This window comes from Carboxylicivirga caseinilyticus (genome assembly GCF_050589785.1).
GTDB lineage: Bacteria > Bacteroidota > Bacteroidia > Bacteroidales > Marinilabiliaceae > Carboxylicivirga > Carboxylicivirga caseinilyticus.
In genome coordinates, this window is record NZ_JBNGOX010000001.1 from 235,067 (window position 1) to 250,580 (window position 15,514).

The following is a 15,514-nucleotide window of genomic DNA, read 5'->3' on the forward strand; positions in this document are numbered from 1 at the left end:
TGTTATTTCAGTAGCATTACGATGCACAGTTTGATGAGCAACTTGAGCAGGCACCCATACAATCGCCTTTTACAACCGTATCTTTAGCAGTGAACAGATTTAGTTCATCAGCTTCCTGCATCTTAATGTTGTCAGTAGCACTCCCTCTCTTGGCTTTGTAAACGGTTAAACCCATATTCATACACATCAGGTAAGTTAACAAAGGCATTCCTTCGGTAATGATGGTTTTAACTCCCTGTGCCTTTAGCTGAACACATAGATTGCCAATATTCCCTATGTCGTAAGTATGAGGTTCAACAACATATGCTTTATCTTCATCATTATAAATACAACCAAAGTCGGCGCTGATCAATGGACCTACAGTTGATTCTTCAGGGGTACTGGTTCCAGTCATTGGCAAAAATACTTTCATAATTGTATTGTTTTTGAGTTCTACCTTTATTTGAGTAATTGATTACCCAAAAGAAGTGCCAAGAGGGTCTATTTGTACATTATCAAATATTTAGGCATTTATATGAAAGGTAAGTTCTACATATATGTAAGTTTTAAGAGTAGCTGATTACAATATTGTATTGAAACATTGATTCATTAATATTTCACTCTTCAAGGTGTAATTCATTGATCCTTTTTAAATCTGACTTCCGTATGGCAAACAATTGATAGAAAAATAAAAATTGTAGATTTGATGCATCAAAGCATGATTATGATTGAAAATAGAATATTGGTGGTGGATATCGAAACCACAGGTTTTTTGAATCAGGGAGGTTTAATTGTTGAGATTGGTATGGTATTGCTTAATCTCGAAAATGGTGAAGTGGAGCCAATATATGATTCATTGATTTGTGAGCCAGGGTTTAATTGGAATCATACAACAGGCGGTTTCGGTTGGATCTTTCAAAATTCAGATTTGACACCGCAGGAGGTATTCGATGCACCATCATTGGAATCACAACGGGAGTCTATACAGTTTCTGTTTGATAATCATAGAGCTACAGCCTTTAATAAACGTTTTGACTTTGATTTCCTGCGTGACCGGGGATTTCGTATAACAGAATTGCCGTGCCCAATGGTGGAAGCAACACCGATTATAAAACTTCCTTCACGAAATGGATATGGAGGATATAAATGGCCTAAGGTTGAAGAGGCATGGCAGTATTTCTTTGGCAACACGGGTTATATTGAAGCACACCGGGGAATGGATGATGCAGCTCATGAAGCTAAAATTGTATATGAACTATACAAAATGGGTGCTTTTGTAGTATAGTTTGTAAGAAATAAGAACGGTTCTTTATGAATCATCAAAATTAAAAGAACCGTTCCAATCAATTATTTATCTATTTCATTCAACTTTATCACATCGGCAAAGATCAGTCGGTCGGTTTGTTCTGATTGTTCCAGCCTGTTTTGATAAGCTGCGGGTAAATCAGGAATTCTGTTCGGACCTCTTTCGTATTCTTCAATCACAATGGAGAAAGGCGCTGTTTTATAGCGGGGGTGCAATTTAAATTCTTTCTCAATTCTGAATTTACTTCCTGAAATGTATTCTTTCCGGGTAATAGGGTAAGTAATAGTTTCTTCTTCAAGCCTTTTGTCAGTCTTACCATCAGTGATTATCCCATAAATGGGTTGAGCCATTTCAGTGTCGAGGAATGATATCTTCACAAAATTGTAATTACCATATTTGGCATTGCCCGGATTATAGATTGTACCCTCAATGGTTAAGGTGAACTTTGAATTCTGATCATCCTTTTTAAACTGCAGTGTTGTTTGTCTATCCGGAACCAATTGGGTCATTTTGGCCACAACCACCTGCGATAGGCAAACATCACTGTTATCCTCACGAACTGAATGAGGCTGATATCTGGCCAGAATTAATTTCACAAATGGGAAATACATCGATTGAGGATCAATGGCTAAATCGCAGAACCAAAGTTGACGTTCCTGATCGAAATGAACCGGATAGGCAACCACTTTAGCCAGTGCACCTGCTTTGCCCGGATACTGAAGCTTTGTGTCAATAACAGGATTCATCCTGAAGTCCTGTGGCTGAGGGGATACATTTTCAGGCCGGGTACCATACAATATCGGATCGATTCCCCAATGTGTATAGTCATTGGTATAACCTGCATTGGCCGACATCATTGTGGTAAATGTTGCATTGGATTCAGGTAAAATCACACCCAGCATCTCATCATCTCCCGATGAAAACCATGGGCGTTTCAGATAAACTCTCAAGCCACCACCCATTCGTTGATGTCTTACAGCATCTTCTGTGTGCGTTTTACGCCATTCGAAAGTAGGTATGATATAATCAATTTCGGGTGCTTTGGGTCTTGCTGAACTCAAAATGTTCACCTTTTCGAGCCATTCACTTTCGCGGGTGGTAGTCAGGTTGCTATTCGAAGCCAGTATTTTATCAAAATATTCACGATATCGCGAAGTTGCAACCAGTTTATAATCTACCCAGCGATGTTTGGTGTCTCCAAATTTATGCTCAAGAGGTTTAATTCTCAGGTTCATCTGTTTGACAAAACCAAACCGAGTTGCCTGAATATCATATCTTACTTTTTGGGCAAGGTTGGTTCGTGCCGAAACTTTGGTTTTTTGCAACTGTTTAAACTCTGTGTTTTGAGCTGCAAATAATTGATTTACTTTTCGGGCTTTAGGTTGTGGTTGGGCTTCAAAGCGTTGTGGGCTCTGTGGCTTAATACGCATGATTGGCTTAACCTTCAGATTTTCCACCGGAGCAAGTTTAAGCTCTTCTGCTTCGGGCACCGTTCCCTTGGTAATTATATCATCGTGATAATTAACATGAATGTCTGATATGGAATTTCTTCCGGTTTTTTCTTTGATTTTTATTGAAATACCATCGTCATAAGGTTCGGTCCATTTTGCCTGAAATTCAACCTTCTCAGTACTCTCGCCATGAATATCAAAACGGGTGTTGATCAATGCAAAAGTGGTATTGTAATCTCTGTCAGGTATCAATTCTTCAATAATCGGAGCGTCAACAGGCTGTTGAACAGCGTGCACCAGTTCAATCTCACGCGATGGACTCACCATCCAGTGCTGACCTGATACCGCCAGTTTTTCAAGTTCGCTGATATTGCCAGGATTATCATTGATAATCATTTGCCAAATGGCTGATAGTTGTTTCAAATCCTCTTCGCGCCAGAATGTGCTGAACTTTATTTTGGTACGGATTCCTTTGGGCAGATAGACGGTGAAAATGCTTTGTGAACCATCCCATTGGGTATTCATCTCGCCTTCTTCGAGTCTGATACGTATTTCTTTGGCATGATACCAGTCGTCGGGAATGTTGACATCATTGGTATTGCTGGCTTTTATTTCATCGTTCCTGAAGAAGCTGAATAGACGTGGATTAAACTCCTGCGTATGTGTGTTTTCATATCCTTCAGCAATAAAAAGTGCTACCCCTGCTGCCATTGGATCAGGAAGGTAGATAATCTCAACATCAGATGGTTTGTAAATCTTTTCTTTGTTTTCCTCATCCTGTTGATACAAACCTTCGTGGTTAGTTATGATCTGATAGATTTCTTTTGCTGACTGTGGATCATTCTTAAACGCCTGCTCAAACTTATTATGGGTTTCAGCCATCAACTGACTGTTTTTGGGTGGTAAAAGGAATCGTTGCGAGTAATCATCAAACTTCAGACCGTTAACCATGTGATCATTTTCATAATCAGTTGACGATTGGTCAAAGTTACTTCGGATAACCATTTCTTCCAGAAATTCTCCATCCTTCAATTCATTACCGGCCAGTACTATCGGGCTGGCCAATGGTTCGTATCGCATATATCTGATATTCTCGCGGATGGTTTGTCCGGGGGATTCACTTTCATGATCAATAGGAACACTGTTACCAGCCAGGTCAACAGCACGAACCCTAACCTGGTAATCTTTACCAAATCGAAGTTTAGGTAATGTGCCGGGTATAATTTTCGACTGGGCATTTACTTTAAACTCCAGGTCGGGATCAAACTCATATTTTTTAATCTCATCAATCTTTGATTTATTCACAAAGTCACGTTTATTTTCATCGTCTCCGTCAAAGTCATCCGATTCATTGATGGCATAACCGGGTTTGCGAACCGATAAACTCCAACCTTCCCAGCGGGCCAGTGTTTCCGATACGAAAACATCGTCCGGATCATCCGGATCTTCAGCAATACCTAATTGAATGAATCCTTCATCGGGTACAATATCTTTAATAACTTGCGCATTATTTCCCTCATCAAACCAGTAATATTCATCCTGTTTCTGATGTAACGAAAACCAACGATCGGGTTCATCATTATAGGCAATATCCATTCGGTAACCCTGAATAACATCGGTAGAGTACAGTGTTTTATCAGGTATCTTTATTTTGAGTGCAAGGTTTTGTAAGGTGGGTTTTTGTTGAAGCTGTAGATTTTCAATTTTCCCGCCAACACGTTTCAATTTTTCTTGTTTCAACTCAACTTTTTTTACCGGAGTGGCGACAAAAGCCTGTTTTAATTGAACATTTGTTTCGATGCTTCGGAAGAGGTGTTCGGCCATTCCGTTTTTGGTGATGGCAATACCTGCCGAGCGCATAAATGGCAATCCTTCATCCTCAGGAGGTTCAGGCTCTTCGATCTGTTTTATCTGCAACGCCCTGCTTTTTAGTAATTCGGCTCTTATTTCGTAAAACTGGGCAATCTCCTGTACTTTGTTTTCTGCCATGTTATTGGTCTTAAGAGCAGTACCATCAGCATCAATTTGTACAACAGAAAACTCGTTTGTATTGATTTTTACAAAGCCCTTATCGAATATCGAATCTGATTTATCACCGATGTAGAAACCTTTGTCGGTAATGTTATAAGCCGTTGGAGGTAACGAAACTGTTGTGCCTTCTTCATCAAATTCAAGTGCATTTATTACCAGTTGTATGGAACCCGAATCGGGGATAGATTTAGTGTATGGAATGGTGAAATCCAATACTAATCCCAGTTTCCGCATTATTTGAGGATAGCTGTTGACAACAGCCATGATATCATGAAATTCGAAACGTGGTTTTTCCAGTTTAACGGGAGTGAGACGTGTAATGATTTTTCGATCTACCCTATGAAACTGTCTTAGCTGACCAAAATCGTCCTGTGGTTTCATGGTTGCGGCGAACTTCATAAACTTATCACGACGAACATCGGATTTGATTTTTATGTCGTTATTATCGTTTTTGAAATACAGTTGTTCAGCCTTGATTTTTTTTACCCGTTTGGGCTTCTCCGATTCTTCAATGGTATTTACATCCAGTTTCATTCTGGAGATGGCACCAAACTTATTTTCATCGACAAAAACATCGGCAGAAATCTTTCTAACCGGATTTTGAATAGCTGTTTCCTTGTAGCTTTTCAGCACAAAATCGTTGATGTGTTTTACCGGGAAAGAGTAAATATTCTTTTTTGGAATATCTTCTTCATCTTTAAAATCATCGACCTTAATATCTTTATGAAAGATGTTTTCGAATAGCTGGGTATCGATGTTTTCTTCTGCCAGTTCAGCATCCAGAATTTCACCGTTTTTTAGCTTAAACTGAAAATCGGCATCAAGTAACTTATGCGGAAATTGGAGGATATCTTCAAATTCGGCAAGTGTAGTATCTTTGGGTGTTGATAATTTTATGGTTGTATAAACCGATAGTTTAAGAAACGATTCCCCATTTTTTTCTATTCGTTGATGAGGTAAGGTTGTAAATATTATTTCTTGTGGCATGGTTCTTCTTATTGATGGAAAAATTGAGTGTAAATTGATAAAGTGTTAGCTTGCAAAGGCGGCGCAGTATTCCTGCCAGTCGTCTTCGTCTATCATCTCAATAAATTTCGGATCGGCATCAGCTCCTTTCAATTCGCGTCGTACAGTAACTTTAACCGTTTTGCTAAAGAACAACACTTCCACTTTAACTTTTAAGGTAGCTTCACCTTCCAATTTCTGAACTTTATCGTTAATGATAACAGCGCTAAAGGCCAGATAAAACTCAAGTGATAAGGATATCAGACCAAGAATGGACAAGTGACCGTTTAAGCGGAGGTAACCGGTTAAGGTCGTTGTCTTTTCACCTTCTACAATCTCCATTTTGTAATAGAATCCTCCCATGGCTGAAACTCCACCGGAAGCGACGCCAACATTTAGCGACATGGCTGCACCAAATTCAAAGGCCGCCTCAAGCGACTGAATTCCTTGTAAAGTGGTTACCATCATAAAGTATCCGCCACCACCAAAACATGAAATGGTTAGCAAGAACGGATTCTCACGTTTACAGAAATTAAATCCCATCGTTAGCGGAGCGCCGGTAAATGGCAATGTAATATTAGCTCCTAGGCTGATGTTGGAAATCATACAGATACCCACTTCCACATTCGGAATAGCCAGATCGAAACCTGCAGTAACTCCTGTTGGTTTGAGTTTGATGTACGGACCACTGTCTGAAAATCCGTCACTCGGAATAACACTTTGCAGATTGTTGACAAAGTTAAGGACCCCTTTAAATTGTATCGGATCATTCTTATCGATATCCACTTTAACATCAGTCTTTTCCGATGATCCGGTTTTGAACTCCAGATAATTGAATTTGACTGCCAGTAATGGAACAATATCAATCCCAAATTTTTCGAAACGTGCTTTCCCGTTCATCGAGGCTGGCTTATCAGCATCAAAAGGTTTTTCAAATTTGGTTGTTATTGATAGGGCATTTGATGGATTATCTACATTTACATTCAGCAGATCCGGAATGATTTCCATTGTTTTCCCTCCCAATTCCGGTTGCCATTTATATTCGGCATAAAAGGCTTCTTCGGTCAAATAGGTTTTGAGGTTTGGAATTCGAGGAATGGCATCATTCAAAGCCTGTAACAGTTCGTTGACCTTATTTTTAATAGCTTGTTTCAGACTATTGATCTGGTCCTGTATCAATTGTTGACCATTTTCCGCTTCTTCTTCCAGCAGCAGAATCTGATTCTTGATGTCGTCAATATCTTCACGAATTGACGAAACTGCATTTTTCATTCCGTTAAAGGCACCACCCAGCTCAAGTGGAGAACCACTTTTGCCAAAAAGTAAGGAGAAAATATCAATGACTCCAAAGATTTTGGCTACCGGAAGATCATCGAAGACCTCAAAGAATTCATTGGGAACAAAGTTTAAAGCTTTTAAATCATCCAGTTTACCATTAATAGGTCCCTGTAATTTGCTAAGGCCTGAAACGCCCATGTTTGGAACCAGAAATCCTCCTGATTTATCAGAACCACCCGAAAAGTCAATTCTGTTATTACTGGTTACCCTGGCAAATACTTCGCCGTCGTTGTTGTCATCCTCCAAACCAATGATGACAGGTTCACGAATTCCAGTCAGTTCAGATATTTGTCCAACAAACACCTTGGCTTCTTTCATCTTTGGATGAAACTTAATTTCTCCGGCTGCCTGAACGGGATAAATCTGAGCATCAAACTTAATCATCTCTGTTTCGAAAGAAGTATCACCATCTACCAGAAATTCGGAATAGGCCACCTCTTGTCCGTTGAAATCTGTTTCGGTGTATGTGCTGTTGTAACTATTTGATGCATTTCCCCGGTATTTTTCAATTACCTGCTCCATTAATGAGGAGTCTCTGGCAATTCGGTTTTCCATAAAAGCCAGTGGCATTCTGAAAGCGTGTTCTTTACCTTCTTTATCAGTGGCTACAATATCAAATTGGAATGGTGCATTAGATACATTGATATAGAAATTATAGGTAGTGTTGGCTCCACTATTAGCTAATTTGAATCTATTTGAGCCGCCGCTATTCGCAGACACAGTTATCAAAGTGCTTTGTTCCGGATTGTCAATGTTAGGTGTTTTTTCGGTTTTGATTCTGATTGCCTGGAATGGGAATTCAATGAAATTACCATTTGGATCATTTCGTGAATACAATACCTCTTTTTCAAGCACAACCACAAACATTCGCTGACGATTAAGAGCAGCTTTGGTTTGAGGATGGAATTTACGTTCAGTGATTTTTACAACAGCTGCGCGGTGACCGAACGGAAATAAATAACCTTCTTCAACAATCTTTACAAAATGATCACGCCCCAGAGTAGCAATGTGTTCCCATTCAATAATATTCAGATACGTATCTTGTGGAGTTGGAACATCAAAAAAAGCATGCCAGTCGAGGTATGCCCCCAGCGTTGTAAGCATCAGGTCGTTTACAGGAACAGGAAATGGAGTAAAACCAGCCAGGTAATTAGAAGTGGTATGCACAAGCTTCTGCCGGTTGTTAGCATCTAGGGATGCCATAAAAGGGTAGTTTCGTTCCTTGGCAACTTCATAGTTCTCGTCGGCATCATCAGCCCACAGAGCCCTTATTGTTTTCAGATGAGGTAATGCCGTTCCTGAAGTTTTATTGTTTCGCAGCTTAACACCAAGCCTGGTGTGCCACAATTCCGATACTTCGCCTTTATTGGTCGAAAGACGATCCAATATCCTGAATTCTGTTTTAAGCTGTTGGTTTTTATTAATTGTCAGATCTTCAGTGTTTCGAAATTCAACCTGTGTTTTGTGGTAGAAATCATTTGTTTGATTAGGTGAAATATACATGAGGGTAGGAGCCTCTATAGAGGTGCTACTCTCCGGAATAGGTTCTACCTTCCAAACTATATTTTTAATGATTGCTGCGTTAAAAGATGGTTTTATGGTTGCAGCTGCTTCGGGTTTCAGAACTTTCTGAATTTCATTATCATCGTATACCTGCAGATTTCTGACTTTAGATGCATTGTTTTCTGCCAGCTTAATTCCAAAATCAGTGGAAGGACTATTGAGGTATTTAAGTTTTTTATTAGGCTGAATACGTGTCTTTTTATCCAATTGCAAGCGCATTGGTCTTTTGGCTACCCGCAATGTTGGCAGCTTTATCCATGCTCTTGGATGAACCCTTAAGTTGAATTTGCTCCAATCCAGTAAGGCCTCCATAATTAGAGGGAATCCTTCGCTGTTCGCAGGTAATTCATAAACCAAGCGGCTTTTACGGGCTCTAAGATGTTTGGCAGGTAGTTGAATATCTCCAGCTGATGTAAGGTGGAAACCGGGTTCTGGTATAGATGTTGATTCGTAATAAGCTTCCTCCAGGGTATGCTGACTTTGGAAATATACATAGATAACACCGGGTTTTTTAGCATTATCAAGCTCGAGATAAGAAGTTTGGTTTTTATGGATAAAACTGAAGTTATGAAATACAAACTCAAGCATCACCATATCTTCAGGTCGAAGCACTTTTATTGAAATAGCCGACTGAGGTTTGAACTTAATCTGATCATACTGGATTTCCAGTTTTTGTTGAGTAGGTTTTACTTTTCGGGTATCTTTCTGTTGAATTTGTTGTGTTGTCCTTCTAACCGGCTCCTGTGTATTGGAGCGATCTGTGAAGTTTGCAGTATCATTTGTGTTTAAGATTCTAATCGGATCAGATTGAAGATATTCTGCACTAAGGGTAGTTGCATTTTCTATTTTTGGTTTAAATGACTTTAAGTTAGGTTCCAGAATCACCTGATCGAAGTGTGAACTAAATCCAAATGCTTCAATATCCGGAATTTTATCATTTTGTTCTAACTTAAAAGCTCCCAGTTTATTTTGAATCCAGGTACCACTTTGGGGTAGACCTGCCGCAATATATTGATTGGTTTTATCTTGTTCGAGATATTCTGAGTAACAGAATATGTGATCAATTGGAATTTCGCTGTCATTAAGATTTCCAGGTTTAAAATTCAAATGAGAAACAATCGTGTTTATCCACAAAAGTTGGATTGTGCCTGTCTCAATGTTTAAAGGTACAATCTCATTCTGGCGACTGATAAATTGTCCTTCATTCAGTTTTGTTTGTGAAATATATTCCTGCCAACCCTTAAAATCATGAATGGTTATGCGTGTAGTTTTATTGATTGATGATTTAATAAATTGTGGATGGCCAGATGGAGTAATGATTAAATCAGAACAGTAATATTCAGAATTGTTTAAACAACATCTGATTCTGTTTTTTGAGTAAAGTTCTACACTCCAGTCCGGTTTCAGGTTAATGATAAATTGTCCGACTAAATCAACTTGTTCATGGGAGTTCAATCGAACTAAACTACTATGGATATTAGCAGATTTTTTGATGTCTGAGGTATCATCAATCCAATCGTTAAAACAGAATGAATTTTGATAGTCAAATTCAGGAATCGTTAGTTCGCAATGATTGCCGTTTTTACTTATCTCGGCATTTACCGAAAACCGTAGATTAGTTCCTTTAAACTTTAGTTTGGAGGCTTTAATACGGTGGTAATTGTCCGATTCGGTATGCTGTACATTGAATCCCTTCTCAAAAAAAGCATTTGAGAATTGCCATACCTTTCGGCCATTTTTTGAGACTGTTAAACCATTTCTTGTTTTCTGAACAGAAATAGATGAGGAATCCATGGCTTTTAAGGAACCAATAAAAGGATTCCAGGCTAGAGAGCCCAGACCAAGAGCTTTAACAAAATTTCGTCTACCGATTAGTTTAGGAGATGAACTGGCAGGATGCACAACAAATTGTCGTGCTTTTTTCAGTTGTAGGTGTTTAAAGCGCATTTCGTTTTGAATTAGGTCGAATCAAGTTACGCGAATAATATTTGAAAAGAAATACCTTGATGAAAATTTCAGATTTAGAATCTGTTAGTCGAATTACTACACAATATTTTTCTCTTAAGTTTTATCGTATCTTTGTGCCAACTTACAGTACTTCAAATAAGATTTATCTGTAATCAGAACGTAAAAAAGCATTATGAAATTTGAAGAATTCGGGCTTAATGCCAGAGTGTTGCAAGGAATAGAAGAATTAGGATATAAACGACCAACAGATATACAGTATAAAGCCATACCTGCAATTTTGCAAGGAGAGGACGTTTTGGGTATTGCTCAAACCGGTACCGGAAAATCTGCAGCATTTGTCATTCCTATTCTTCACCTCTTACAAAAAAAACGGGCTGCTAAAGATGCAGGTGTTCGTTGCATTGTGATGACACCAACTCATGAATTGGCTCTTCAGATTACAGATGTTTTTAAAAATTTAGGTAAGAATACAACACTGAAGTTCACTGCAATTATTGGTGGAACCGATCAGGATAAACAGATTGAACGTCTGCAGAAGGGAACCGATATAATTATTGCTACGCCGGGGCGCGTTTTTGACCTGGTGAATCAGGGGCATCTGAAGATTTATAATGCTGAGATTCTGGTTCTGGATGAAGCTGATCACATGCTTGATTTGGGCTTTTATAAAGATATTCAGGACTTGATTAAGTATCTTCCTAAAAATCGTCAGACACTATTTTTCTCGGCTACCATTGATAAAAAGATTAAGAAACTGGCTTATTCTTTGGTAAGAAAGCCCATTCGAATTCAGATATCGCCGAAAGATCCGGTTGCTAAAAACATTGAACACTCACTGGCGCACATCGAGATGGATCATAAAAGATTTTTTCTTGAGCGTATTGCAACTTCCCATCCTGATAGCAGAATTCTGGTTTTTGTTAGGACTAAAGTACGTGCTGAGCGTGTTATGAAAGCTATGGAAAGGGTGGATATAAAAAGTGTTACCATTCATAGCGATAAGTATCAGGATGAACGTACCAAGGCAATGAATCTTTTTAAGAATGGCGATGTAAAAATGCTGATTGCAACTGATGTAAGTGCCCGTGGAATTGACATTCCAAATGTTGATTATGTAGTTAACTACGATATGCCCGATCAGGCAGAAAACTATGTTCACCGTGTGGGCCGTACCGGAAGAGGAAAGCAAAAAGGTTATGCCATTTCGTTTTGTAGTCCTGATGAAAGAGAATTGTTGGATACAATTGAAAGTTATGTTGGTTACCAGTTGCCAGTAACAGAACTGGATAAAGATGATTATCTGGATACCATCGATTTTTCAGCTGAAACAAGCACCGATTGGAAGAACCTGATGAAAGAAGCTGAAGCGATGGAAGAGGAGATCTCAAAAATTAAACGCAAAAAGAAGAAACGTTAGGTTGAAGTCCGAAGCACTTAGTCCGAAGTCCAGAGTAAGATTTTGGAAAGCATTTTGTCTAGAAATCCAATCGTCTACTGGTCTAACAGTCAAAGAGTCTACGTCATGGTAAATATTCAAAATCAATTTTATTCATTGAATTAAAAAGATTAATTCTTGCTTTTGGATTCATTTCGGTCATTTGTTCAACAATTGCCCGGGCTTTGTAACGGATAGTGTGATCTTCGTATGGACACTCACGTTTAAGCGATGGAAAACCCAAAATATCGGCATAATGCTTCATTTCGTTGTTGGTTAAAAATATCAATGGACGGATAACCTTTATTTTACCATCAAACATATCCAATTGGGCTGGGATGGATGAAATATTGGCGTGTTGAGCCATGTTCATCACCAATGTTTCAACAGCATCATCCAGATGATGTCCAAAAGCCAGCTTTTTAATACCCAGCTCATTGGTTAGCTGGAAAAGCTCCTTTCGCCTGTTGCGCGAGCAGGCAAAACAAGGTTTTTTGTTTCCAGCTGTTTCTAAATTTGCTTTGGTATAAATCAGGTGAAGTGTCACATCCAGACCATCGCAGAATTCTTTTAACCATTCTACATCAATCTGATAAGGGACATCTTCCGTGATGACGTGAGCTGCATGTAAATGGTAATGGATGGGTAATGCTTTTCTTCGCGATGAAAGAATTTCAAGTAAAGCCAGACTATCTTTTCCTCCTGACACAGCTACCATTATTTGATCATCTGCACTAATCATATTGTACTGATTAATTGCCTTCCCAACGGTTTGACGAATTTTCTGAACGGTGTATTGCTTCTGCTTCTTATTTTCAAACATTCGGCAAAAATAGATAAAAACAAATTTCTCAATAAATAAACAATTAATATATTTGATGTTAAATAAAAATTCAAAAATGAAAAAACCTATACCTTTTATCTTGATGATATTCTTTGCTGTATGCTCATTTGCTCAGGAAAAGCAGCTGATATCTTCAGCTGGCATGAGTGTCAACACTAGTAATTATATAATTGATTTTGCCATAGGAGAAACAATCATTGGTGACTATAATGGAGATAATATTAGTTTCTTTAATGGAATATTGTTTTCTGAGAATAAAATTTCTACAAGTAATTCATCTCAGAAAGAATCTTCTTTGAAGCTATATCCAAATCCAGTGGATGATGTGATGATTATTGATGGTATAGATATAGCTGATGTTAATAATGTGAAAGTGTATGATTTGACAGGTAAATTAGTCAAAAACCTGAAAATAAAAACGAATCAAATCGAAGTTAAGAATATCCCTCAGGGTGTCTATATATTAATTATCCAAACAGAAAATCTGACTTATCAAGAAAAAATTATTAAAAAATAATAACCCGCTATGAAGACTATCACTACATTCTTTTATTTGTTTTTTACTGTGTTGATGATTGCCCAGTCTGGTGCCCCGCAACATTTCAATTATCAAACCCTGATACGTAATTCTGATGGAACATATGTTGCCAATACTGATGTGTATATCAGACTTTCTATTCTTGGGGAATCACCCAATGGAGCTTTGGTTTATACAGAAGTACATCAGGTAACAACCAATGATTATGGTTTAATTTCTCTTAAAGTAGGAGAGGGAAGTTCAACTGATGATTTTACATCAATTGACTGGGGGAATACAACAATGTTTGTAAAAGTGGAAGCTTCAATTGGTGATGATCAGAATTACTTTGAAGTTGGAACCAATCCATTTAGTAGTGTTCCTTATGCTTTATATGCTGAGAAAACAGGTACTGATTATAAAGTTCCAAGTGGTACCGGAATATTAAGTTTTAATCCGGAAGCACCGGAAGGTTATGGTTTTTCGGGGAATACAATTAGTACAACACGTTTAGAAGGGCAATGGGAGAGTAAATCACCATTTCAGTATCCTCGCAGGAATGCTGCAGTATGTTCAACGGGTAGTGAGATATATGTTATGGGAGGAGAAAACAGTTCATCATTTACTACCGATTATGTAGAAGTATTTAATCTTAATGATAGTACCTGGGCATCAAAAACGAGTCTACCTATTGCTCGTACACATGCGGCAGCTGCTTATTATGATGGGAAAATATATGTAATTGGAGGTTTTATTCCTGGATCTCAAACAGCAACAACTAGAGTTGATGTGTATGATTTAGAGACAGGTACTTGGTCTCAAGCTGCTGATATGAACTATGGAAGATGGGCATATTCTGTAATGATCTCAAATAACGTTTTGTATGCTGTAAGTGGATTAGAAGATTTTTCAGGAACATTAGTTGGAAATATTGAATCTTATAATTTTGACTCTAATACCTGGTCAGTTGTTACAACAATACCTGATTCAAAGGCCGGGGAAAGAAGTACAATATTAGACAATAAAATTTATGTGTTGTGTGGTTCTGAGACTGTTGGAGATTCGTATAACATTAATGAGCGCCTATTGGTCTATGATTTAGATGCAATGGTTTGGAATGCAATTGCAAATATGCAACAAAAGCGTTTAGGGTATGGAATTGGAGTTGTAAAAGATCGGATAGTTGTTTGCGGTGGCGTTAATAATGGGAATTATCTTTCTTCAACAGAAACATATGATCCAAAGTCGAATAAATGGTTTACAGAGGAAGACTTACCTTATGCAATTACATGTGTTGGAACTTTCTTTAATGATGAATTCTGGATTTTAGGAGGACAAAATTCATCTAAAAGTAAAATTAATAATGTGGAAAGATTTCTTTTAAACAATGTGAGTGAAAATGTATATTTCCATATTGCAGATTAATACAATTCTTTAGTCAACTCTAATGTCTTCTGACAAGAAAAATAGGAGATCCGCTAAATTGGATATCCAATTTTTGGCATAACTTTCTGTTTAGGGAATATATGTTCGTTTGACTAAAGAATTACAGATAATTAATGTATTTTGCAGCAACAATGTTTATTGTTGCTGTTTTTATTTTTAAGAGATGAAGATAATTCAAGGTGAATTTGGAAGATACCTCGAAGATTTTGAGGCTGGTATGATAATTAAGCATTGGCCTGGTAAAACAATTACGGAATCGGATAACAATTTGTTTTCATTGTTAACAATGAATCATCATCCGGTTCATATTGATCAGTACTATGCTTCTAATGAACAACATGGTAAGGTGTTGGTTGTGGGCACATTGGTTTTTTCGCTTACAGTTGGTCTAACCGTAAGAGATATAAGTGGGAAAGCTATTGCCAACCTAAACTATAGCGAGGTTTTACATAAAGGGCCGGTTCATATTGGTGATACTTTATATGCAGAAACGGAAGTATTGGATGTGAGGCCATCAAAATCAAAACAAGACAGAGGTGTTGTTAAAGTGACGACAAAAACATTCAATCAGAATGAAGAATTAGTTTTACTATTTACCAGAGAAGTTTTAGTCAAAAGAAGATTAAAATAA

Annotated in this window: 9 protein-coding genes; 5 read left to right on the forward strand and 4 right to left on the reverse strand. The window is 37.9% G+C overall.

The genetic code is table 11. The annotated features are described in order from the left end of the window. Positions 1-16 precede the first annotated feature (16 nt). Positions 17-412 (reverse strand): NifB/NifX family molybdenum-iron cluster-binding protein, encoded by a 396-nt coding sequence (locus tag ACRD62_RS00940; protein ID WP_430818244.1) that lies wholly within the window; start codon positions 410-412, stop codon positions 17-19. 291 nt (positions 413-703) lie between these two features. Here ACRD62_RS00940 and ACRD62_RS00945 point away from each other — a divergent pair, with 291 nt between their 5' ends. Next, positions 704-1,264, forward strand: coding sequence for a 3'-5' exonuclease (locus ACRD62_RS00945; protein ID WP_430818245.1), 561 nt, complete (start codon positions 704-706; stop codon positions 1,262-1,264). 62 nt (positions 1,265-1,326) lie between these two features. Here the strand turns inward: ACRD62_RS00945 and ACRD62_RS00950 are convergent, their stop codons facing one another. Beyond that, entirely contained in the window at positions 1,327-5,754 is a 4,428-nt protein-coding gene (locus ACRD62_RS00950; RefSeq protein ID WP_430818246.1) for a hypothetical protein, read from the reverse strand. A gap of 45 nt (positions 5,755-5,799) precedes the next feature. Beyond that, on the reverse strand, positions 5,800-10,620 hold the full coding sequence (locus ACRD62_RS00955; RefSeq protein ID WP_430818247.1) for a hypothetical protein: 4,821 nt from the start codon (positions 10,618-10,620) through the stop codon (positions 5,800-5,802). Between the two features lie 193 nt (positions 10,621-10,813). Between ACRD62_RS00955 and ACRD62_RS00960 the strand changes: the two genes are divergently transcribed. Continuing rightward, complete coding sequence (locus ACRD62_RS00960; protein WP_430818248.1) at positions 10,814-12,058, forward strand: DEAD/DEAH box helicase; 1,245 nt, start codon at positions 10,814-10,816, stop codon at positions 12,056-12,058. A 103-nt stretch (positions 12,059-12,161) separates the two neighbouring features. Here ACRD62_RS00960 and ACRD62_RS00965 read toward each other — a convergent pair whose 3' ends face one another. Continuing rightward, on the reverse strand, positions 12,162-12,899 hold the full coding sequence (locus tag ACRD62_RS00965; protein ID WP_430818249.1) for a tRNA lysidine(34) synthetase: 738 nt from the start codon (positions 12,897-12,899) through the stop codon (positions 12,162-12,164). Between the two features lie 76 nt (positions 12,900-12,975). On the opposite strand from ACRD62_RS00965, the gene ACRD62_RS00970 reads away from it, so the two are divergent. The 3 genes from ACRD62_RS00970 (at position 12,976) to ACRD62_RS00980 (ending at position 15,514) form a co-directional block, all read left to right on the forward strand. Beyond that, entirely contained in the window at positions 12,976-13,437 is a 462-nt protein-coding gene (locus tag ACRD62_RS00970) for a T9SS type A sorting domain-containing protein (RefSeq protein ID WP_430818250.1), read from the forward strand. A 9-nt stretch (positions 13,438-13,446) separates the two neighbouring features. After that, on the forward strand, positions 13,447-14,862 hold the full coding sequence (locus tag ACRD62_RS00975; protein WP_430818251.1) for a Kelch repeat-containing protein: 1,416 nt from the start codon (positions 13,447-13,449) through the stop codon (positions 14,860-14,862). 184 nt (positions 14,863-15,046) lie between these two features. Beyond that, a complete protein-coding gene (locus ACRD62_RS00980; RefSeq protein WP_430818252.1) occupies positions 15,047-15,514 on the forward strand; it encodes a MaoC family dehydratase in 468 nt (155 codons plus the stop codon).